Genomic DNA, 21,514 nt, shown 5'->3' with positions numbered 1-21,514 from the left:
AGCGTACCCTCTCCTTTCATTCGAGGAAAGCGAATAAAATCCGAAGGTTAAACGGTCGCCAGCATTCACGAGCACTATAATACTTTCAGAGAGTTATGGCTTTCAGTGACGAATGCTTGCTAGTCCTGAAGTCCCAGCGAGCAAGTTCTAGTCTCCGTCTGCGTTGACCACACTATCTACTACGTGTTGAACAATATTTGCCTGTTCGAGAGCATGGCGCTTCGCTGACCCAGTGGCTGTGCTCGCAGAGGCGGAACGACCGATGAAATGAAGGTCTACGCCGAGTGACTGCTGAAAGTTGTTGTTAACAAATCTCCAAGCCCCCATGTTCTCAGGCTCCTCTTGAACCCAGAAGCAATTATGAATGTCATCCTTTTCAATAATGGACTGGAGCTCTTGTCTCGGAAATGGGTAGAGCTGTTCTATACGACAGAGGGTAAAGGTCTTATCTTTCATCTCTGAGGACATCTGCTCTAACTTTTTCCGCACGTCGTAATAGATTTTTCCGGAAAGAAGGACCGCACACCGAGACGAGCTTTGAGGGTCTCCAATTTTTTCACTGATGATCGGTTGAAAGGCTCCATCGGTCAGCTGCTCAACCGATGAGCCTGCCTCAGGCAAGCGGAGTAAACTTTTGGGAGTCATGATGACTAATGGGCGCTTGCTCTCTGTGAGCCCCTGTCTTCGAAGAAGATGGAAGTGCTGAGCACCTGAACTCGGGTAAGCAACGGTTATATTCTCTTCAGCGCACAGTTGAAGGAAGCGTTCCAGGCGGGCGCTGGAGTGCTCAGGTCCTTGTCCCTCATATCCATGCGGTAACAACAAGACAAGACCAGAGCGTTGACCCCATTTTGATTCTGAGCTCACGAGGAACTGGTCAATATGCACCTGTGCACCATTCGCAAAATCACCGAACTGAGCTTCCCACAGAACAAGATGTTTTCTCGCGATCGTTGAATACCCAAACTCAAAGCCGAGCACCCCTGCTTCTGATAGGGTGCTATTGACAACTTCAAATCCTCCAACGTTTGGAGCACCACCCTGAGTCTCCTGTAGCCGTTGCAACGGGAAAAATCGTTCCTGCCTTTCGTGATGATTGAGAGCAAGGTGCCTCTGGCTAAAAGTGCCTCGGCCACTGTCTTGACCACTGAGTCGAACGCTGACTCCGTCCAGTTGCAAGGCTCCAAATGCGAGCGCTTCTGCAAAACCCCAATCAATTCCACCAGCCTCTTGGAGACTCGCCACTCGCTTCTCCAGAATTCGCGTTAATTTGGGATGCGGAACGAAGGATTCTGGATAATCAATCAACGAGGTAGCAACCATTTCAAGTGTATCCATTGAAACGCGAGTCTGAGGCTCGGTCTGGAAATCAGCAGGACTCTCTGCTGGCGCATCGCCAATTGCCTCCATCCGTGGCTCAATGTTGGCTGAAGAGAATTTATCCTTAAACTCCTTCAGGAGAGCATCTGCTTCTTCGCGAGTTACGGTCCCTTCATTGATGAGTTCGTTGGTATAGATCTCTGCTATATTCGTTTTTTTTGTGATTTCTTTGTAGGAGACTGGCTGAGTGAAGCTCGGATCATCTCCTTCATTATGGCCGTATTTTCGGTAACCATACAGATCTATGATCACGTCGCGTCCATATTCATTTCGAAAATCAAGCGCCGTCTTAATCGCCCAACATGAAGCTTCGACGTCCTCACAGTTCACATGAAATACAGGGGCTTGCACTGCTTTACCCATATCAGTGCAGTAGACCGAAGAACGTGAATCTTCCGGATCCGTAGTGAAACCAATCTGATTATTCACTACAATGTGGACGGTTCCACCAACGCGATAGCCCCTCACAAGGGACATGTTCAAGGTCTCGAATACGACACCCTGACCAGCAAACGCGGCATCCCCATGCATGAGAACTGGCAGAACAGCCTTTCTGTTGCGATTATGCTCATTATCCTGAGCTGCGCGTACAATTCCCTCCACGACTGGATTTACAAACTCAAGGTGAGACGGGTTCGGTGCTAGCTGTAATTGAATTTCCCGCCCATTGATGTCTGTATGGGTTGATTCAAATCCCATATGGTACTTCACATCACCAGACCCGAGCGCTGTTTGAACGCTTTGATCTTCAAATTCGGAGAACACTTCCTCGAGTGGTTTTCCAACGATATTGACAAGCACGTTCAGGCGACCTCTATGAGGCATACCGATGACAATTTTCTGTACTCCACCGGAAGCTGCTTCTTCAAGTAAGTTGTCAAGCATGGGGATTAAGGTTTCCGTTCCCTGGAGCGAAAATCGCTTGTGCCCGACGTATTTTTTATGGAGTTCTGATTCGAATGCTTCCGCCTCAATAACTTTTTTTAATCGCTGTACTCGCTGGGCCCTGGTGAGGCGATATCCTCTCTCAAATCGATTTTCTATTCGTTCTTGAAGCCAAAGTCTTTCGTCTTGATCGAGGAGGTGCGTGAACTCAAATCCAATCGAGCCACAATAGGATTCGTCCAGCTTATCGATAATCTCTTGTAAGGTCATTTGCTCACGGAGCGCTAATCCAGAGCAAAAAAATCGCTCTGAGAGTTGTTCCGGGCTAAACTGATAAAAATCTACGTTCACGTCCTCGACCTCTGGAAGGTGCAGTACTCCTTGGGTGAGTGGATTAATCTTTGCCTTAAAGTGTCCCCTGCCTCTGAAAGCACTGATCATGCGATAGACGCGCTCCTGAGCCGCTGGTGATCCCGATGGAGCGGTGTAGTAACCGTTTACCTGGTTAAAGGGAGCGGGCTCTGAAGCAGAGGCACTTGACCCCTCGTTCGAGCTCGTATGGGAGTGAGAATTTTGATTCTGCTGTTCATCTCCTTGAACGGCATGTGTACGAGCGAGATCTTCAAAATAATGAGTCCAAACTTCGCCAACGAGAGCAGGATCCTGTTGGTAAAGACGAAACATCTCCTGGACATACGCATCATTGGGGCCGATATCACAAAACCAAGGAATATTTTTCTCTTGTTCAGAACCTTCTTCTTCGGACGAGCCTGAAATCGGCTGAGATGGTATACAAGACACAGTGCTTCTTCTCCTCATTACTCGTGAAAACTCAGAATATCAGAATCCAGTCTCGCTTCCTATACCCCTGAAACAAGAAATATCTGAGCGAACCAGGCTATTTCAGAGAGAAGGGTTCAGCGGGGACCTGTCAAAGTGGTGCTCCTCTGGTGCTAACAGACCTGCCAGTCGTGTTGTTCGTACCATTGGATGATCTCTCTTATCTCATCATCAATGGACCCTCGCGGTTCGTATTGGAGCAGTTCTGCCGCTTTCATGGTGGAAAAGGCGCGAGTCTTTGTAAAAAAATCTACCCGTCGCCGATGCAGAGGTGGCTCAATTCCCAGCGGACGGCACAAAAGTTCACAGAGCGTTCCCGCTACTTGAAATGGTAATGCTGGGAGACGTAAGCGAGTGGGTGTTCGTCCCAGCATCATAGCGATTTTGCCCAGAAGATCCTTGAGCAGAATCGACTCCTTTCCAGCAATAATGAATACCTCTCCTGATGGAATCTCTGTTTCAGCTGCTAAGCGAAAAGCTTTCGCCAAATCTATCACTGAGACCCAGTGCAAGTAGGTTTTGCCCCATCCAATAAATGGAAATCTTCCTTTTAAAATTCCCTTGAATAATTTTAAGGTTCGCTCATCACCTGGACCCCAAATCATGGCTGGGCGGATAACGACTCCATTGACTCGAGACTTCTGAAAAAAGTCGAGTGCGACTTTTTCTCCCTCGCACTTGGTCTCTTGATAGATATCACCAGGACGATATTCTTCGTCTTCATTTGCTGGAGGGTTAGGAATGTGGCTATGAACTCCTACTGTGCTACAATGTACCACTTTGGCGACCCCTGCCCTTTCGGCAGCCTCAAGCACGTTCCTTGTTCCCTCGATATTGACTCGACGATACATATCTTCACCATGCTTCGCTTCACGAAAAAGCGCGGCTATATGAATGACAGTAGCAACTCCATCCATCGCCTGATCGAGCGAATTGAACTCAGTTATGTCGCCAACTGCAAAGGATAGCCCCGCAACATCAGCGAGTCCCTCCTCAGCAACCCCTAAGACCCTCGCGAGTTGCGCTAGGTTGGATGAGCTGCGGACGAATGCTCGAACAGTATGTCCGCTTTCGAGGAACTCTTTCACCACATAGGAGCCTACAAAACCTGCTGCACCAGTGATCAGCACAATTCCATTCGATTTTTGCATTGTAATTCCAACCCTAGTATTTTTATGATGAAGACGCCCTAACGCGAATCTTTCACACTTCTATTATGACGCTCTCCTGTTTTACCCCTTTAAGCTGGTCCTATATCCCGACGTATTCGAGATCCGCTCAGTCTACTTCACTTCAGCTCAAAAGCATCAAGATCGATAGTACCTCGAGATTTATCCCCTTTGGAATGCACGCATTCCAATCCCGAGAAGAGCTTGCGAATCAGCTGGTTCCAGAGCTGCATAGAATACCCACAATTGTGAGAGGAATTCCAGAGTCGCTTCGAGAGCTTATTCTCCTCTCGAGCTATGTGGCTATCCCGTTTGGGAGTGAGGCAATTTTGGATGTATCCTCTTATGCGCCATCCGACTCCGTACGGCAAATAGCCCAGCGGGGGCTAAGAAAAGGAACAATTGGAGGCGGTCAAGGCGAGGCCTATCCGTCTGCATTGCCCCCCATGAAGGATCTTCAGCGTGAGGCCCCCTTACGGGGGCTATTTCGTCGTTTTCCCACAAAATCGCAATATTTCTTCTCCTTTACTGAATCGAAGGATAGCGCATTATCAGCTTGGATTTCTCTGACTCGTAGAGGTCAATATCATATGCACCTTGAGCAGCTCCAACGCTCTGACAGGGCTTCGACCGGAGCCATGGAGGCGCTCTTGTTGAGGGCCATTCACTTTGCGCAAGAGAGTGGGTTTCAAACCTTGAGTCTCGGTGAAGTGCCGTGCGTGCTGCCCAAGGAATATGACGGCTCAAACCCGAGCATCTCAGGACGTTTCCTTCGATTAATCAATCAATGTGGGAAGTGGATTTTACAACCAGGTTACTCTGCTGGAGGGCTTTTTAACTTTAAGGATAAATTTTCACCTCGATGGGAGCCAATTTACTGGCTGATTCCGAAGGAACGAGGGTATGCGATCTTTGTTGAAACGTTAGCTGCTACTGGCGTCGTAAGACTCATCGTCAAGGGAAGAACAAAAAGACTTTAGTGCACGCATTCCTGAAGTGCCGATCTTATGACCCACTGGATCGAAGATAAAATCTACCTGTGCGCCGAGGTTTTGTAGTTGAGCAATATCCGATTGAGCACGAGCAATGGAAATAACGTCATCATGTTCACCGTGTGCCCAGAATATTTTCTGATCATTCAGCTGAGTTGGGACAGGATCTGGCCATTTAATAAAGCCAGCCAGAACGATCAGTGCATTCAGGGTGATTTTCTTGGAGAGAAGTAAATGAGAGAGAATGCCCGACCCCTGAGAAAATCCGAGCGCAGCTACCGTTTTTGGCGCAATTCCATACTGCAATGGTACAGAGGTGATGGCATTGGCAAGAGCGGTTGCGGCCTGAGTGAACTGGGTTGCTGGGAACGAAGCGAGATCTGTATCCCACCAGCTGAAGCCTCCCCTCGGGTCTGGATACGGTGCTTGAACAAAGATTTTATGCGAACCCTCGGGAACTCCTCTTGAGAAAATGCGCATAATATCCTTATGCCCAGCCTTCCCATGCACGAAAAAAAATAGAGGCGCTTCCGCGGAGGAACCCCGCTCTAGCTCGGTGTAAATCTCCATGAAATATACTGTAAATGAATTAGATGAAATCATCTAGTTCAAGAGCAGGCTATTTTTCGAGTTTCTTTGGACTCTATACGAACTTAAGAGGAAAGGAACGATCCAGAGACAGCGATGTATCCCGCATCGATTCAGCGAGTCCAGCGAGGATGAGAATCTGTTTTGGATCGATCTCTAAGTGATCACAGATGGCCCGGAAGGAAAACACATAGTCCTCTTCATCATTCATGAAGAAATTTTTTGCATCATCATGCAGAGTCCCCTGTTTCTGTATATCATTCAGCGCAGACATGAGAATAGCTCTCAACAGGTTTCTCTCCGGTTCAGCGGGATCCCAGGGAACATACTCCTCGTTCGCCACATAAATTGCAGTGTTTTTCTCGTCTCTTTTCATCTCTGTCTGCTCCTAAAACCTTCACTGTGCGAGTTGCGTGGGTAACCCTTCGTCTCAACATGTAGTATCGACTGAAATGACCGATGGCTTAATTACGATGCTGTGAAATAAATAAGAGGGGTGTTTTTTTTGAGAAAACAGCGGAACAGATATTCTATCAGTAAATACGGCTACCTACATTCGTTTTCCACAATGTACTTAAGGTATTTTCCTAGCGGTTCGATAAGCAAATTGTAGAAGAAGAAACACGTTCTTCTATGAGGCTCACAATGGAAGCGAGCTCTTTTGTAATGCCAAGGAGGGCAAAATGAAGATAGAAACACTACGAGACCAGGTCTCGTGGGTTACGAGTTCCCAACGCTCAAAAAAAATGAAGCGGGTAACTCGACTCTCACAGGCCGTTCACAGAGAAAGGTATTCAAGTCGCAAACAGCGAGGACACTTTGACTTGAGCCAAGAAGAAGAGGCGGAAAATGCCGAAAATGGAGAAAATCTAGATCAGGAATCGAGCGTACGAAAGCGAGGAATCGGTACGCTTGATGTCGTGGTATAGAGAACAATAAAGGTGCGGACTCCGATATGAGGAGCGCTCCCTGCATGCCTATTCCGAAGTATCGGAGTTGCCGCCACCTTTTTTTCTTGTAGCGGTAAGCACGCAGGCCCAATCATAGCTACCGCTCTGCCCTTCAATTTCCTATACTCGCCATAGTTCAATTTCGGGAGGTTATTTTGCATCAGCTACGCATTGATTGTGACTCGCTTGTGAGCAAAGCGCTGTTTGCGTTGGTATTCTTGTCGATTAGCTTCGTTTTCTTGGACTACGTCATAAATTATAGAGATGTCACCGGGTTTGGCCAATTTCGTCGCATGTTTAATATTGCAAGAGAAGACAGCGTGCCAAGCTGGTTCTCGGTTATTCTCGCATTCCTGATTTCTTGTGTCGCTGGATTTACCGCCTGGGTACGTGCTGTTCGTAAAGAGGGACGGCTTTCTGTTTTTGGATGGATCCTCATCGCTCTTTTCTTCCTCTTTATCTCTGCTGATGATGCCGCTGAAATTCACGAACGACTCGGTTCTGTTTATAAAGTATTCGCTAAAGATTTAAGGCGTTCTGGATACGAGGGATTTTTCACTCATATTCTTGATGCTTTCCCGAGCTATCCGTGGCAACTGATTGTTGGGCCCTTCTTTGCGTTATTTGGGGTCTTCATGTTTTGGTTCTTGTTTCGAGACCTCAGATCAGATCGAGCCAAATTTTTACTCTTAGCAGGTCTTTCATTTTTTGCTATCGCTATCGCGCTCGATTTTATCGAGGGAATGAGTGGTGGTCATGACTTCATACAGGCGTATCTGAAAGTGAGTGACTATACGGTTCGCCACTTCGCAAAATCATTAGAAGAGTGTATCGAAATGATTGGTACCAGCTGTATCTTACTCAGCTTTCTTCATGACTTTGGTAGCCGGCGTGTTGAAGCACAGATATCGTTCTATTGAGAGGTACTGCATTTACCGAGAAATGCTTCGGTGCACTTTACTTCCTTTCATTGGGCATTCCTGACTCTGATTTGCCATGAATTATCTCTCTTGATGTCTGCCTACTGAGGGCAATATGCTAGGTTTTGTAACCTGTGGCTATCATCTGCTCATTTTCTTGCGGCGTATTTCTATGAAATGGCTCTCTGCATATTGCTCGTTAGACCTTCGGTCGCTAGCGCTGTTTCGTATGTCGCTTGGTTTGGTTCTACTTCTCGACCTTGTAAATCGAGGCTCTTATCTGAGCGCACACTATACCGATTTTGGAGTGCTTCCTCGGGGCGCTCTCCTATCAGAGTTTACGTACTCTGACTGGTTATTTTCACTGCATCTCATTAACGGCAGTGTTTTCTTTCAAGGGCTCCTTTTTACGTTGGCGTTTGCCTTTGCCCTCTCATTACTCTTCGGTTTCTATACTCGCACATCAACGGTCGTCAGTTGGTTGCTACTGGTATCACTTCATACGCGAAATCCAATGGTACTCCAGGGAGGAGATGTTCTGCTCCGTGTGCTTTTATTCTGGGCGATGTTCCTTCCTTTGGGGGCATATTGCTCGATTGATAGAGCGAAGTCAGAGAGAAAGGAAGCCTCTTCTGCACCTCGCCTCGCTTCCTTTGCGCTTCTTATTCAAGTTGCAAGTATGTATCTTTTCTCCGTGCTCTTGAAGCTGCATCCTACCTGGTACAATTCGTACACTGCCGTTGAGCAAGCGCTCCTCATCGATCAGTTTACCAAGCCCTTTGGCTACTTTCTCCTCGACTATCCAGAGCTTATTCGTATTATGACGATACTTGCTCTTTTCATAGAGTGGGTCGCAGTTATTTGTCTCATCAATCCGTTTTTTATCCCACAGTCGAGATTGGTAGGAGCTCTTCTCTTAATTGGATTTCACGTACTGGGATTGCATACCACAATGGAATTGGGGCTCTTTCCATGGATCTGTGCTATAGCCTGGTTAGCCTTCCTTCCAGCACTGTTCTGGGAGATGCCTTCAATGAAGTATCTCACTTCTGTCCTGAAAGCGCGGCTTTCTTTTTGGAGCCGATGTTGCCCCCAAGAGGCAGGTATCGAACGGCCTCGTGTCAGCGGTCTCAATATCGCGAGAAATCTTTTTATCCTTATAACGATTCTCTATATAAGTCTTTGGAATATCCGTGGATTACTTCCGAAGAGTAACTGGACATACTTTCCGCACTCCGTGAACTGGTATGGAGAACTATTACGAATTGATCAGATGTGGGATATGTTTTCGCCTTTTCCTCTCATTGATGATGGCTGGTATATTATCGAAGGGAAATTGAGAGACAATTCCTCTGTTAACGTAATGAATCCGGAATCTCCTATCCCCTATAAAAAACCGCTCTATGTATCAAGAACGTATCCCAGTCAGCGTTGGCGAAAGTATATGATGAACCTGTGGCAGAAAGAGAATGAACGACACAGGCTCTATTATGGAAGGTATTTGTGCAGGTCTTGGAATAGTAGACATGCCACAGACAAACAGCTCATGACATTTAAGATGGTATTCATGTGGGAGCAGACTCAGCCTGATGGAAGTGAAGCTGAACCCGAGGAAGTGATTCTTTGGAATCACTACTGTTTTGAAGAAGCGAAAGCACCTCTGAACAGTGAATGACTGATTCTGCTCAGCGGATTGCTACTCCCACTCAATCGTGGCAGGCGGCTTGCTTGAGACGTCCATTACGACCCGATTCACCCCTTTTACTTCATTGATAATCCGATTGCTCAGGCGCTTAAGGACATCTTGCGGCAGGTAGTACCAGTCTGCCGTCATTCCGTCTTGTGATGTTACGGCACGCAGAGCAAGCACATTCTCATAGGTGCGTTCGTCTCCCATCACTCCAACACTGTGAATTGGTAGAAGGACGGTAAATGCCTGCCAGATTTCATTGTATAAACCAGTTGAATGCAGTTCATCGATAAAAATCGCATCTGCTTCTCGGAGAATTGCAAGCCGGTCCTCGGATACCGGTCCAAGCACTCTGACTGCAAGCCCTGGTCCTGGGAATGGATGTCTCCATAAAAGATCAGATGGAATATTCAGCTGTTCCCCAAACTTTCGAACTTCGTCCTTAAAAAGGTCACGTAGTGGTTCAATGAGTTTTAAATTCATCTTTTCTGGTAAACCGCCAACATTATGGTGACTCTTTATCGTTACTGAAGGTCCACCATTTGGCGAAACGCTCTCGATTACGTCCGGATAGAGGGTGCCTTGAACGAGATATTTTACATTTTCAAAGCGCTTGGCTTCACGCTCAAACACCTCGATAAAAACCCGTCCGATGATCTTCCTTTTTTCTTCTGGATCACTAACGCCTTCAAGCGCCGTTAAGAATTCACTCTTCGCGTCTATTCGATGCAGTGGGAGGCCTAATCCCTGCGCTCCTAAAACGCGCTCTACCTCCTCTGCTTCTCCCTTTCGAAGGAGCCCGTTGTCAACAAAAAGGCAATGAAGACGTGAACCAATAGCTCGGTGTACGAGTACTGCCGCGACTGTGGAATCAACGCCACCACTCAGGCCACACACCACCTGCTCACTTTCTGACACAGTATGAGAGATAGTCTCGACTGCTTGATGGATAAAATGCGATGCGTCCCAGTCTCGGTTCAGCTTTGCTATTTCGAAAAGAAAGTTTTCAATGAGCTTTATCCCATGTTCACTATGAGCAACTTCAGGATGAAATTGGAGGGCATACATCGGTCTTGTATTATGCGCCATGGCTGCTATTGGTAGGGTGTCACTCGCTCCAATGGTAGCAAAGTCTTTTGGCAGCGCCTCTACGTGGTCACCGTGACTCATCCATACCTGAGAAGATTCCTGTTCTGGTAACCCCTTACAAAGCAGTGATGGCTCTACGAGGCGAAAATCAGCCCGCCCGTATTCACGTCTGGTAGAACGTGCCACCTTTCCTCCATAGTGCTGCGCCAGCAGTTGCATTCCATAGCAGATTCCAAGAATTGGAACCTCACGCTTCAGCCAATTTTCGTCAAAATCTGGGCGATTCTCGTCCAAGACACTATTCGGTCCCCCTGATAGTATAATCGCCTTTACGTCATCAAACTGTGAATCACTTGCTGAGGTGGTGCAGGGATGAATCTCGCTATGCACCCCGAGTTCCCTGACCCTCCGCGCAATAAGTTGTGTATACTGAGAGCCAAAATCTAGTATCAGAACTCTATCATAGTTTGCCATCGACTTCTCCCTCATCAGATCAAACGCCCTCGTCCCGAGAACACTCGTCTTATACCCTGATAGTTGACCTCAAGACATCTCATTCAATGGATTTCTTCTTTTTCGTACTTGAATCTTTACATCCGTTCCCGAAAAAGCGAAATGCTCCTGAAGTTTTCTCTTGAGATATCGTTCGTAACTCCGACCAATACTCTGTGGATAGTTTACAAAAATCAAGATAGTGGGTGGAGTTGTGGTAACTTGAGTCGCAAAATAGAGCTTAATGGGATGTCCTCGATGCACAGGAGGGGGATTTTTTACGAATGCCTGCCCCAACACGCGATTGAGCTCAGAGGTTTTCACACGCTTAGCAGCAGACTCATGTACCTCTTTCACCGCCTCAAAGATTTTCGGGCAGCGACGACCAGTTTTCGCCGATAGAAATACTATCGGTGCATATCGACAGAAATTTAACCGTTCATACACTTCTTCCGTATACTGCTTTACGCTCTTGTTATCCTTTTCAATCGCATCCCATTTGTTCACAACAACAAGGAACGGAATTCCTCGACGGTGAAGAAGGTCTGCTATCCTTCGCTCTTGATCACTTACCAGGGGCTTTTGCGTGGCATCCAGCAGTAGCAGCGCTACATCACAACGCGCGATAGCCTTCAAAGCTCTCACATTCGCATATCTCTCCAGAGATTCCTCTGGTATATGACTCTTTCTCCTGAGTCCCGCTGTATCAACAAAAACATAGCTCTGTTGATCGCGCGTGAGCTCAACATCAATACTATCGCGGGTTGTTCCCGGTATCTCAGAGGCGATTACGCGTTCTGAACCAATGAGCCTATTGACGAGGCTAGATTTCCCAACATTCGGCTTTCCAACAATAGCAATTCTAATAGCCGAGGGTTCCGTCTCATCCTGTGATACCGTATCGCCAGCTGCTAGCACTTCGAGCGCTTCCACCAGTGCTCCTGTTAACTCATGAAGATTTTGACGATGGGCAGCGCTCAGACAGATGTAAGTTTCTATTCCTAATTGATGAAACTCGACTGCTTCCTCGCGTGATGAAGGTTTCTCACACTTGTTTATCACCCAGATTACCGGCTTTTCTGTCCTTCTCATGAGTTGCACTAGCCCCGCATCATCTGGGTGGACTCCGTGCATTCCGTCAAGAACCGCAATAATGATACTTGCCTCATCAATAGCGAGAGCGCTTTGCTCATGTACCGCAGCGGCAAGCGGATCTTCGGTTTCACCCAGAATCCCGCCGGTATCGATCAAAGTTGCCATGTGCTCTTTAATATTGACGAGCGCATAAGAGCGATCTCGTGTAACGCCAGCAATATCTTCGGTAATGCTTCGATTCTTTTTACAGAGGGCATTAAATAATGTTGACTTTCCAACATTGGTTCGTCCAATAAGCGCTATCTTGGGTGCTTTCTTCATAGTTCGTTTGGTTCCTGTGAGCCATCTTCGAGTTTTCCTAAGGCCTCTCGAGCAGCTTCCTGTTGCGATGACTTTTTTGTTTTCCCTTCTCCCCGACCGAGAATTTTACCTTCGCTTTGAACAACCGAAATGAACAGAGGAGCGTGTTCGGGTCCTTCGGTGTATTCGAGTAGATATTCTGGCGCGTCTTTTCCTAGCTGATGTAGTATTTCTTGCAGCTCAGTTTTGGGATCTCGGGGGTCAACCGTGAGTATGCGTTCACCAAAAAGGGCAGAGATAACATGCTTTGCTTTTTCAAAATTTGCTTCTCTATACAAGGCCCCGATCAGCGCTTCCAGCACATCAGCGAGAATTGAATCACGTTCATGCCCCTTTTGAGCCCTCTCGGCTCTACTGAGAATAATACAATCTCCAAGTTTCAGCTCTCTGGCGATCTCTGCCAGTGAGGCCGTATTCACCAAGGCAGCTCGCATCTTCGAAAGATCTCCCTCTCGTAAGGCGGGATGGGCGAGAAGAAGAAGATCCGCTACAGCGAGATCAAGAACCGCGTCTCCTAAGAACTCGAGCCTTTCGTAGTCCGGCTTATCCCCCGAAGTGGCTGAACAATGTGTGAGGGCGTACGTTAAAAGAGAGCTCGACTCAAAAACATAGCCGATCCTTTCTTGCAGAGCCTCTCTCAGCGCTTCGTCCAGTTGCTCCCTTTTTACCATCGAGCCTCCTCAGGTAGAATATTCAGGGAAGCTCTATTCGTACAGCCGGGTAGGATTCGCCCTCCACCCAGGAGCTCTTTATTCTGTAAGTCGTAAAAAACTCCAGCTTGCCCCGGCGCTGGAGATGTCCACTCATCTATGAATGTGACTTTTGCTACATCGCCATCCATTCGTAATCGTGCGCGTACACCTTTATGTTTGTGCCGAACTTGTGCAATTACATCAATCTCATTTACCGGACCGCCGTGTGCTGCGTAGGTTGGATGTATCCAGTTCAGGGCACCGACAGAGAATCCAGGTACCTCTAGCTCTTCTCGCGGTCCGATGAGAACTTCCCCACTCTCGTGGTCGATATCTACAACATACAGTGGAGCTTCATGACCAGAAATACCGAGTCCCTTCCTTTGTCCTATGGTAAATTGATGAATGCCGTCATGTTTTCCTATTACGGCGCCTGACCTGTTTACAAAAACACCAGGTTTCTTATCACTTCCAAGCCTTTTTCCAACAAAGTCTCCGAGTGGTCCCGAAACAAAGCAGATATCCTGGCTTTCTGGCTTGTCTGCTGTCTTAATTCCTGCATCTCTCGCTATCTGACGAACTTCGGACTTCGTGAGCTCTCCAAGGGGAAAGAGAGTTTGAGCAAGCTCTTCCTGCAAAAGACCATAGAGAAAATAACTCTGATCTTTACGATCATCAGATCCACGATAAACATGGTATCCGTCGCTATCATGCTTTACGGAAACGTAGTGCCCCGTTGCTACAGAGGTGCATCCAAGTGATAACGCTCTTCCACGGAGTTCGCGGAACTTGACCTCATTATTACAGTCGACGCATGGATTTGGAGTTTCACCGCGCTGATAGGTGCTCAAGAACTTGGAGATAACCTTCTCGTGAAACTTCTCTTCGAAATCAAAGACATAATACGGGATACCAAGTTTGTCCGCTACTGAACGAGCGTCAGCAAAGTCACTTGGAGCACAGCACGTGGCTTTCGAACTGCAGCCTCCATGGTTTCGGTAGTCCCAGACCTGCATCGAAACCCCAACAATATCCAGGCCCTGTTCAGCGAGAATAAGCGCAGCAACCGAGGAATCGACACCTCCCGACATAGCAACGACGACTTTTCCTTCAAGCACGGTATTTTCCATATGTACGAGTAGTGGTTTGAATAGCTATTACTGGGGGGAAAGAGTAGCAGATTCTTCGACGGTAGTCGCGACTCCTGAGCGGTCTAAACAGAGAAAAAGTCGCTCTAAAACAGTTTTTAACTCCTCTTTTGGGAAATCTGCCCTAAAGCTGAAGCGAAGAACCTCAGTCGCTGCGGATTTCGGGTAACTCATTCCACCTAATACGTGCGAACCAAGCTGCTTACCAGAAGAGCACGCAGAGCCTCGCGAGCAGGCGAGGCCCTCAAGATCCAATGCTACGACGAGATCTTCAGTAGAGACCCCTGGAATATAGAGCATGGAGGTGTTTGGAAGCCGTTCCTCACAATCTCCACCTACAATAGAGATGGAGGAATAGCGCTCAGTGATGGACTGTTCAAATTCGTCACGTATATACCGGATAGAGTTTTCATAGCTCTGCAGGATTTTTGGAAGGACTTTCAAAGCTGAAGACGTACTGACGATCCCGAGAAGATTTTCAGTACCAGGGCGCCACTTGAGCTCCTGCGCACCACCAACTAAAAGCGCACCAAGCTCTCGTTGGGCATTTACTATGCTTACACCGATGCCAGGTAATGCACCAAACTTATGGGGAGCTATCGTCAAAAAGTCAAAAGGAAAGCTTTTGAGATTGACCTTACATTTAGAGAACATTTGAACAGCATCTGTGTGAAGCAAGCAGTTCGGATATCGCTCTCGCACACGCCGAAATATCTCCGGAACGGGATGAATAATGCCAGTCTCGTTGTTCGCCCAGATTAAGGATAACAGTCGAGTATCCTCGTCTACAGCTGCCAAGACATCATCAACAGATAGCGTGTCTTCCTCCTCGGGATGAATGCGAATAATCTCAACACCCCTTTGCTCTAGCTGACGCATAGGTTCTTCGACTGAGGAGTGTTCCACTGATGTAGTTACTACTTTTCGAGGGTGTCGGTCAGGAGTATCGAGATCCCGAAATGGATACGCAAGTGCATGGTTATTTCCTTCTGTAGCACCACTGGTAAAAAAGATTCGATGAGTATTCTCCTGTAACCCGCATTGGACGTACAGCTGACTGCGAGCCTCATCGACGATTGCTCGAGGAGACTGACCTTCGAGATGAATGGAGCTGGGGTTAAGGAACGGTTTAGAGCGAAAATTCTCCAAGAATTGCGTAAGAGAATCTGTGACCTCAGGGAGAAGGCCATACGTTGCATTCGCATCCAAATACAGGCGTTTCTGACTTTTTAGCTTCAAAATCTCATCAATCCCGAAAATTACACGATATTGTAAGTAGGTAGTTATAAATGCGTTCAGCTCTTTTGACAAATACCGCTACGGCGGCAGCAAAGGTGGTTACTAATCCTTCTGCAACGGCGACGAGCTCCGGTCAGGCGGCATCCTCTCTTCAGCTTAATACGGATAAGGTGCAGGAAGGACGAGCGCTGTCGAAGGGGCGAGGTGCAAGTAAGCAGAAGAAAGTAGATCCGACATTTGAAACGGAGGCTCTCGATCCAGAAAAGGAGGGCGCTGCCACGGAAACGAGTGAAGATGGCCTGGGCAAGAAAAAAAAGCTGCTTACGGTAGCGTAGGAAACTGTTCTCACTGCTAGTATTCCAGCAGATTTCTGACACACTCCTCTAGTCGACTTTTTGCCATGTAATTGGATTCTAATCCTTGTTCAAAAGGCACAGGCGTAGAGAGACTGCCGCAGCGAATAACAGGGGCATCTAAGTGCTGAAAAAACCTCTCTCCAATGAGAGCTGCTAATTCTCCTCCGAATCCTCCTACAAGTGAAGCTTCGTGTAATACGAGAACTCGATGTGTATCCCGCACAGCTTTTCCTATCGCCTCTATATCAAGAGGATTAAGCCATCGAAGGTCTAACAGCGTAACAGACAACTCTGGATGAAGCTCGAGAAATTCTTTCGCCCATCTGACTCCAACACCATACGTGATAATCGAAAAGTCAGTCCCACGTGAGACGAAGTTCGCAGTAAAAGGAACCTGATACATTGCAGATGGAACAAGGTCTTTCTCTCTCCGGTAGAGGAGTTTGTGTTCAAAGAACATGACTGGGTTCGGATCCTGTATAGCCGTAAGGAGCATACCTTTTGCGTCGTAAGGATTTGACGGATAAGCCACTTTCAATCCCGGCGAGTGTAAAAACCACGACTCTGATGTTTGCGAATGGAATGGCCCAGCAGAGGCACCGCCGCCACATGGCATGCGAATAACAACAGGCATCGGGATTCCACTCCGATAACGTTTCTTTGCCAGGTTGTTCACGATTTGTGTAAATGCGGTTGAAGCAAAGTCAGAAAACTGCATTTCGATCACTGATGGGATTCCCTCAACGGCTAATCCCACACTGGCTCCCACTATCGCCGATTCACATAGCGGGGTGTTTCTGACTCTGTGTCGACCAAAGCTCTCGACGAAGTCCAGTGATGTTTTAAATACCCCACCATACTCAGCAACATCTTGTCCCATGAAGATGAGCTCTGGATCGAGCTCCATTGCTTGATACAGCCCCTCTCGAATTGCGTCCACAAACCGAAGCTCGATGAGTTCTGAGCACGGCTCGTTCAGCAGGTTTGGAAGGAATGGCTCAAAAACTTCTGACTCTTCTCTAAACGAGCTGGGTACTGGATGTTGGTCTAGGAATGCAGCATCCAACGCTTCCTCAATTTCTCCCTGAATCTCCGAACGAATCAGGGTAAGCTCATCTGGAGTCAATGACTTTGATGAGGTGATGAAATTCTCAAATCTTGTAACAGGATCCTTCGCTTCCCAAGCCGCTATGAGGGGCGCTGGAACATATTTGGTTCCCGAAGCTTCTTCATGACCACGGACGCGGAAGGTTTGACATTCGAGTAAAACTGGTTTTTTACGCGCGAGAACCAGCTTTCTCATCCGTTGAACGGCCTCAAGAACGCCTTCAAAGCGATTACCATCTATCGTTTCTCCGTACATTCCGTACGATCCCGCTCGGAGAGAGAGCCTCTCACAAGCATATTGTTCGTGGACAGGGGTAGAGAGCGCATAGCCGTTATTTTCAATGATAAATAGGACTGGAAGCTCCCAAACAGAGGCAACATTTAAGGCTTCATGAAAATCTCCCTGGCTTGTCATCCCGTCGCCACCGATGGCGAGAACAACTTTTTCTTCTCCTCTTAACTTATATCCAAGGGCAATCCCGAGTGCCGTACAAAAATGTGGCCCGAGGTGCGATATCATTCCAATGATATGATGATCTCTAGAGCTGAAGTGAAAAGAGCGGTCTCTGCCCTGAGTAAACCCGCGTTGCTTACCCATGAATTGAGAAAATAGTCGCTCTAAAGGAACACCCCGTGTGGTAAAGACGCCGAGATTACGATGAAGAGGGAGAATATATTCCTCTGGCTTCATAGCCAGTGTCGCACCAACAGCAATTGCTTCTTGACCGATCCCTGAAAACCATTTTGAGATCTTGCCTTGCTTTAAAAGCAGAAGCATCTGCTCTTCTATTAGACGGGGCCTTACAAGAGCCTTGTAGCTCTCTTGCATCCAACCCACCGTGTACATTCCACTTCTCAAACCGGAAACTTTTGCCTCCACCATCCGATTATTCATTATGCAGTCCACATCTCATTCCACAACATCCCGAGAACATCCAGAAACCTTATCTTCATTCCATGTTTACGTCATCATCTCAACTTTCTTGCTCATTCTCACCGGTAGTGCTTCGCGGATTCTCGGTCCTGCTTCCGCCCTCAATTTTACTATACCTACAGTCGCCACAGACCCGGAATCCTCCTTCGCCTTTGGACATTCTCTGCCCGTTGATCTCCCGCCTGAGGATCTCTTGGAGGAAATACGCGGTGTTCCTTCTCGTGTGGTACAAGCCTTACTGGTTAAGGCAAAAGAATACTGCGCTATATCCCCAGAGACCAGACCCGAATGGAAATGGGAGCAAACTCGGGGAGTTGGTGATAAGAGGGCAGAAATTCTTAGAAAATTCCTTCAGCCGCCCAGTTGTATGCGGTCCAACTACACGAGACTACCCCAATAAAATGAATCAGGTGACCAATCGCCTATCACTTCATCTGTCGGGTTGTTGCCTGAATATGACGGCTGGTCGCGCTCGTGATCGAGAAGTTCACTACGAGCTCAAGATGGTCAAGAAGTTCAGGTGCATTTTCAGCCCATTCAACGAGCGTTAGAGGTTGACTCACATCGTGTAATGTTTCAAAGAGTTCCATCGGAGCTGCAGAAACTCGATATAAGTCCCAGTGGTGAATACGTTGGTATGGTGCTGCTGCAGAGTATATATGCTCAAGAGTATAGGTCGGTGAAGTTACCTCTTCAGAGGAGCCTAACTGTGACACCAGTTCTTTGATAAAGGTCGTCTTACCACTACCGAGGCTCCCAGAAAATCCAATACCCATTCCTGGATGTATATGCGAACAAAACTCCCTGACTACCGTTGGTAGCTCTGAGAGCTGATACTCACGTGCTTTCATATCATTCTCGCCAAAACTCTTGATATCTCTCCTGCAAGTTCGGAAGAGCCGAAGGGGCGCTCTCCGAGCTCCTTGGCTGCCAAACCATGAAGGAGCATCCCGAAGGAAGCTGCATCTAGTAACGACAATCTCTGGGCTAACAGCCCTCCAATCACTCCCGAAAGCACATCTCCTGAACCAGCTGTGGCGAGAAACGGAGCGCTGACGGTATTTACTCGCCCTTCTACCCCATTCCAAACGAGTGACCCACCTCCTTTTAAGAGAATCGTAGCTCCGAAGGCATCATGCAAACGCTGAACGGAACCCACTCGGTCTCTCTGTACTGCTTCAGTAGAAACATTCAGGAGTCGGGCGGCTTCCTTCAGGTGAGGAGTTAAAACCATACCACGCAAGAGGTGGTTGGATTGAGCCGCTCGCGTGGCACTAATGATATTCAGGCCATCAGCATCGAGAACACACGGGATTTGTCTATCGTGAAGAGTCGTAAGAAGAGACATGACGGCATCGCGGGTTTGATCGGACGTGCCAAGCCCTGGCCCAATTACCACCGATTCGAACTCGCCCGCCTCGATTCTCGAGATGAGAGTCGAAAGTGCAGATGGAGTGAAGACTTCGCTTGAAACAGGAATCTGCATTACCTCGGGCGGAACGCCCATAGTGCTGGAATATCGCAACTGTGAGACCTTTCCGGCTCCCGTAGCGAATGCGCCTTGTGACGCCAGAATTCCTGCTCCAGGCATCGCCTCACAACCACCAATAATTAAGACATGTCCAAACGTCCCTTTATGACTCGCTCCTGTTCGGGGCGGCAATGCATTGCATACATCACTGTCTACCGTAACAAATTGAGACCGCCACTCCGGCACCTTAATTCCCCCATCAATCAGAAGGATTTCTCCGCAATGCAGCGGTGCACTCCCTTGAGTCATGCCAAGTTTCAGATGTTGGACTGTAAGCGTAATATCGGCCTTGAATGCACTTTCGAATACTTCTCCGCTATCGCCCGATATTCCAGTGGGCACATCGATAGAAAGATACAGGGTTTTCTGTTCTGGCGTATGAGCTCGATAATCTTTCACGAAGCCAAGGATATTCTTGATATTTCCCCGTGGAGCTCCGGACTGACCTGTTCCAAGTAGTGCATCCACTATAACAGCAGCTCGAGAGAAGAGCGCTCGTAATGGCCGTTCCGATGCTATGTAATCTCTATGCCTCCCGATACGGCGAATATTCCCGTTGGTGTTATCGTCCAGAACGTAACATTCGCCACCTATGGAGAGATATGCAGAGAGCATTTTCTGACAATCAGACGAGAGCCCCGAGCTTTGGGTAAGAATCACCGCCACGGGGACCCGGTGAGCTTCACGTAAGCAGCGGGCTAAAACGAGGCCATCTCCGCCATTATTCCCAGGACCTACCAAAACGACTGTTCTTCGCCCAAACTCAGGAGGAAGTTGAGTAAAAATTCCATAAGTATCCAGCCTTCTTGCAATCTCTCTACCGACTCGATCCATAAGTTCGAGTGAGCGAATACCAGACTGGTCCATGAAAAAAGCATCAAGCGCAGCCATCTCTTGCGCAGTAGGAATTAATGCCTCTTTCATCCCTTGTCCTACCGATTCCGAATTCAGACAGAGCCGATCTCTCGTTCTATCGCTGAAGCAATCTGGCTTGCGTATTCTTTACACTTTTCGGTTTGTTCGCATTCCACCATTACACGTGCCTTATTCTCAGTGCCAGAGTAGCGCAGGAGGACACGACCACTTTCACCAAGCTCGTCCTCGACCTGATGAAGCACTTCAGTAACCGACGGAAGTGTTTCAAAGTCGGGCTTTTCTCTAACGGCGACGTTGATTAACTTCTGAGGAAAGTGACGAAACACCTTAGCGAGTTCTGAGAGTGGCTTCCCAGTACGCCTCATGACCTCCACGACCTTCAGCGCGGAAAGCGTGCCGTCTCCCGTCGTTGAAACGTCTGAAAAGATCGTATGGCCTGATTGTTCCCCTCCAAGCACGTAGCCGCTTTTTATCATTTCTTCCAGAACGTAGCGATCACCAACTTGAGCACGAACGAGATTTATCCCCTCTTGTTTTAGTGCCTCTTGAAGGCCGAGATTCGACATCACGGTAGCCACCACGGTCTCCCCCGTTAGTGCTCCGCGGGTATGCAGATCGATAGCACAGATGGCTAAAATAACGTCTCCGTCAAGCACGTTGCCCTTCTCGTCAACGAAGATAGCTCGATCGGCATCTCCATCAAGCGCGATTCCAATATCAAGATTGTTCTCCATCACGAGCTCGCGAACAATCTCTGGATAAAGACTCCCAAATCCCGCATTAATATTGCGTCCATTCGGGCTAATGCCACGTGCCATGACTTCAGCGCCAAGTTCTCGAAAGGTCTGTGGCGCTAGTTGATAGGCGGCCCCGTTCGCACAATCAAAACCAACTCGTAGTCCTTCAATGGAAAGTTCGCGCGGGAAGTTCTCCTTGAGGAAAACGGTATATCGTCCTAGTGCATCATCAACTCGTTTTGCCTTGCCTACTTTTCCAGCTTCGGCACGAAACTCTGGTGAAGGACCATCAGTCATAAGTCGCTCTATTTCGAGTTCCGTCTCATCAGGCAGCTTGAAGCCATCAGCGCCAAAAATCTTTATCCCATTATCCTCAAAAGGATTATGAGAGGCGGAAATCATCACTCCTGCATCAGCCCGCATACTTTTCGTCAAATAGGCGAC

Annotated in this window: 19 protein-coding genes; 6 read left to right on the top strand and 13 right to left on the bottom strand. The window is 47.8% G+C overall.

Annotation, left to right across the window (positions count from 1 at the left end; all coding sequences use genetic code 11):
- Positions 1-147: 147 nt before the first annotated feature.
- A complete protein-coding gene (locus EBR25_05475) occupies positions 148-3,084 on the bottom strand; it encodes a 2-oxoglutarate dehydrogenase E1 component (GenBank protein ID NBW40444.1) in 2,937 nt (978 codons plus the stop codon).
- Positions 3,085-3,218: 134 nt separating this feature from the next.
- Entirely contained in the window at positions 3,219-4,256 is a 1,038-nt protein-coding gene (locus EBR25_05470) for an NAD-dependent epimerase/dehydratase family protein (GenBank protein NBW40443.1), read from the bottom strand.
- 65 nt (positions 4,257-4,321) lie between these two features.
- Between EBR25_05470 and EBR25_05465 the strand changes: the two genes are divergently transcribed.
- Positions 4,322-5,254 (top strand): DUF2156 domain-containing protein, encoded by a 933-nt coding sequence (locus tag EBR25_05465; GenBank protein NBW40442.1) that lies wholly within the window; start codon positions 4,322-4,324, stop codon positions 5,252-5,254.
- Here EBR25_05465 and EBR25_05460 read toward each other — a convergent pair.
- A complete protein-coding gene (locus tag EBR25_05460) occupies positions 5,198-5,869 on the bottom strand; it encodes a hypothetical protein (protein NBW40441.1) in 672 nt (223 codons plus the stop codon). The two genes, EBR25_05465 and EBR25_05460, sit on opposite strands and share 57 nt — an antisense overlap.
- Before the next feature lie 40 nt (positions 5,870-5,909).
- Positions 5,910-6,230, bottom strand: coding sequence for a hypothetical protein (locus EBR25_05455; GenBank protein ID NBW40440.1), 321 nt, complete (start codon positions 6,228-6,230; stop codon positions 5,910-5,912).
- A gap of 307 nt (positions 6,231-6,537) precedes the next feature.
- Here EBR25_05455 and EBR25_05450 point away from each other — a divergent pair, with 307 nt between their 5' ends.
- The 3 genes from EBR25_05450 (at position 6,538) to EBR25_05440 (ending at position 9,399) form a co-directional block, all read left to right on the top strand.
- Complete coding sequence (locus tag EBR25_05450; protein NBW40439.1) at positions 6,538-6,783, top strand: hypothetical protein; 246 nt, start codon at positions 6,538-6,540, stop codon at positions 6,781-6,783.
- 314 nt (positions 6,784-7,097) lie between these two features.
- Complete coding sequence (locus EBR25_05445) at positions 7,098-7,724, top strand: hypothetical protein (protein NBW40438.1); 627 nt, start codon at positions 7,098-7,100, stop codon at positions 7,722-7,724.
- A 115-nt stretch (positions 7,725-7,839) separates the two neighbouring features.
- A complete protein-coding gene (locus tag EBR25_05440; protein ID NBW40437.1) occupies positions 7,840-9,399 on the top strand; it encodes an HTTM domain-containing protein in 1,560 nt (519 codons plus the stop codon).
- A 21-nt stretch (positions 9,400-9,420) separates the two neighbouring features.
- Here EBR25_05440 and EBR25_05435 read toward each other — a convergent pair whose 3' ends face one another.
- The 5 genes from EBR25_05435 to EBR25_05415 all read right to left on the bottom strand — a co-directional run bounded on the left by EBR25_05435 (position 9,421) and on the right by EBR25_05415 (position 15,601).
- A complete protein-coding gene (locus EBR25_05435) occupies positions 9,421-10,977 on the bottom strand; it encodes a glutamine-hydrolyzing GMP synthase (GenBank protein ID NBW40436.1) in 1,557 nt (518 codons plus the stop codon).
- Positions 10,978-11,046: 69 nt separating this feature from the next.
- Positions 11,047-12,411, bottom strand: a complete 1,365-nt coding sequence (locus tag EBR25_05430) for a ribosome biogenesis GTPase Der (protein NBW40435.1) — start codon at positions 12,409-12,411, stop codon at positions 11,047-11,049.
- Positions 12,408-13,121: a ribonuclease III gene (rnc, locus tag EBR25_05425; protein ID NBW40434.1), complete on the bottom strand. Its 714-nt coding sequence runs from the start codon at positions 13,119-13,121 to the stop codon at positions 12,408-12,410. Before rnc ends, EBR25_05430 begins: the two co-directional genes overlap by 4 nt.
- Positions 13,115-14,272, bottom strand: coding sequence for a tRNA 2-thiouridine(34) synthase MnmA (gene mnmA, locus EBR25_05420; GenBank protein NBW40433.1), 1,158 nt, complete (start codon positions 14,270-14,272; stop codon positions 13,115-13,117). Before mnmA ends, rnc begins: the two co-directional genes overlap by 7 nt.
- A gap of 27 nt (positions 14,273-14,299) precedes the next feature.
- Positions 14,300-15,601, bottom strand: coding sequence for a cysteine desulfurase (locus tag EBR25_05415; GenBank protein NBW40432.1), 1,302 nt, complete (start codon positions 15,599-15,601; stop codon positions 14,300-14,302).
- 23 nt (positions 15,602-15,624) lie between these two features.
- Here EBR25_05415 and EBR25_05410 point away from each other — a divergent pair, with 23 nt between their 5' ends.
- Positions 15,625-15,864, top strand: coding sequence for a hypothetical protein (locus tag EBR25_05410; GenBank protein ID NBW40431.1), 240 nt, complete (start codon positions 15,625-15,627; stop codon positions 15,862-15,864).
- Positions 15,865-15,880: 16 nt separating this feature from the next.
- On the opposite strand, the gene EBR25_05405 is transcribed toward EBR25_05410, so the two are convergent.
- A complete protein-coding gene (locus tag EBR25_05405; GenBank protein ID NBW40430.1) occupies positions 15,881-17,839 on the bottom strand; it encodes a dehydrogenase in 1,959 nt (652 codons plus the stop codon).
- A 49-nt stretch (positions 17,840-17,888) separates the two neighbouring features.
- Here EBR25_05405 and EBR25_05400 point away from each other — a divergent pair, with 49 nt between their 5' ends.
- A complete protein-coding gene (locus EBR25_05400; GenBank protein NBW40429.1) occupies positions 17,889-18,326 on the top strand; it encodes a hypothetical protein in 438 nt (145 codons plus the stop codon).
- Positions 18,327-18,351: 25 nt separating this feature from the next.
- Here EBR25_05400 and tsaE read toward each other — a convergent pair whose 3' ends face one another.
- From tsaE to glmM, 3 genes are all read right to left on the bottom strand, one after another.
- Positions 18,352-18,777: a tRNA (adenosine(37)-N6)-threonylcarbamoyltransferase complex ATPase subunit type 1 TsaE gene (tsaE, locus tag EBR25_05395; GenBank protein NBW40428.1), complete on the bottom strand. Its 426-nt coding sequence runs from the start codon at positions 18,775-18,777 to the stop codon at positions 18,352-18,354.
- Positions 18,774-20,381 (bottom strand): NAD(P)H-hydrate dehydratase, encoded by a 1,608-nt coding sequence (locus EBR25_05390; protein ID NBW40427.1) that lies wholly within the window; start codon positions 20,379-20,381, stop codon positions 18,774-18,776. The genes tsaE and EBR25_05390 overlap by 4 nt, the downstream gene beginning before the upstream one ends.
- 23 nt (positions 20,382-20,404) lie before the next feature.
- On the bottom strand, positions 20,405-21,514 hold a 1,110-nt coding region (gene glmM, locus EBR25_05385), incomplete at its 5' end, for a phosphoglucosamine mutase (GenBank protein NBW40426.1).

The organism is bacterium (genome assembly GCA_009926305.1).
In the GTDB taxonomy this organism is placed as follows: Bacteria; Bdellovibrionota_C; UBA2361; order UBA2361; family RFPC01; genus RFPC01.
This window is presented reverse-complemented; position numbering and strand designations above follow the sequence as displayed.

What these genes read in the sequence shown, in the direction of transcription:
- EBR25_05465 (NBW40442.1), top strand. Translation starts at nt 4,322, where the DNA reads ATGACGCTCTCCTGTTTTACCCCTTTAAGCTGGTCCTATATCCCGACG.
- rnc (NBW40434.1), bottom strand. Translation starts at nt 13,121, where the DNA reads ATGGTAAAAAGGGAGCAACTGGACGAAGCGCTGAGAGAGGCTCTGCAA.
- EBR25_05450 (NBW40439.1), top strand. Translation starts at nt 6,538, where the DNA reads ATGAAGATAGAAACACTACGAGACCAGGTCTCGTGGGTTACGAGTTCC.
- EBR25_05460 (NBW40441.1), bottom strand. Translation starts at nt 5,869, where the DNA reads ATGATTTCATCTAATTCATTTACAGTATATTTCATGGAGATTTACACC.
- EBR25_05400 (NBW40429.1), top strand. Translation starts at nt 17,889, where the DNA reads ATGCAGTCCACATCTCATTCCACAACATCCCGAGAACATCCAGAAACC.
- EBR25_05435 (NBW40436.1), bottom strand. Translation starts at nt 10,977, where the DNA reads ATGGCAAACTATGATAGAGTTCTGATACTAGATTTTGGCTCTCAGTAT.
- EBR25_05470 (NBW40443.1), bottom strand. Translation starts at nt 4,256, where the DNA reads ATGCAAAAATCGAATGGAATTGTGCTGATCACTGGTGCAGCAGGTTTT.
- EBR25_05390 (NBW40427.1), bottom strand. Translation starts at nt 20,381, where the DNA reads ATGAAAGAGGCATTAATTCCTACTGCGCAAGAGATGGCTGCGCTTGAT.
- tsaE (NBW40428.1), bottom strand. Translation starts at nt 18,777, where the DNA reads ATGAAAGCACGTGAGTATCAGCTCTCAGAGCTACCAACGGTAGTCAGG.
- mnmA (NBW40433.1), bottom strand. Translation starts at nt 14,272, where the DNA reads ATGGAAAATACCGTGCTTGAAGGAAAAGTCGTCGTTGCTATGTCGGGA.
- EBR25_05445 (NBW40438.1), top strand. Translation starts at nt 7,098, where the DNA reads ATGTTTAATATTGCAAGAGAAGACAGCGTGCCAAGCTGGTTCTCGGTT.
- EBR25_05405 (NBW40430.1), bottom strand. Translation starts at nt 17,839, where the DNA reads ATGTACACGGTGGGTTGGATGCAAGAGAGCTACAAGGCTCTTGTAAGG.
- EBR25_05475 (NBW40444.1), bottom strand. Translation starts at nt 3,084, where the DNA reads ATGAGGAGAAGAAGCACTGTGTCTTGTATACCATCTCAGCCGATTTCA.
- EBR25_05430 (NBW40435.1), bottom strand. Translation starts at nt 12,411, where the DNA reads ATGAAGAAAGCACCCAAGATAGCGCTTATTGGACGAACCAATGTTGGA.
- EBR25_05440 (NBW40437.1), top strand. Translation starts at nt 7,840, where the DNA reads ATGCTAGGTTTTGTAACCTGTGGCTATCATCTGCTCATTTTCTTGCGG.
- EBR25_05455 (NBW40440.1), bottom strand. Translation starts at nt 6,230, where the DNA reads ATGAAAAGAGACGAGAAAAACACTGCAATTTATGTGGCGAACGAGGAG.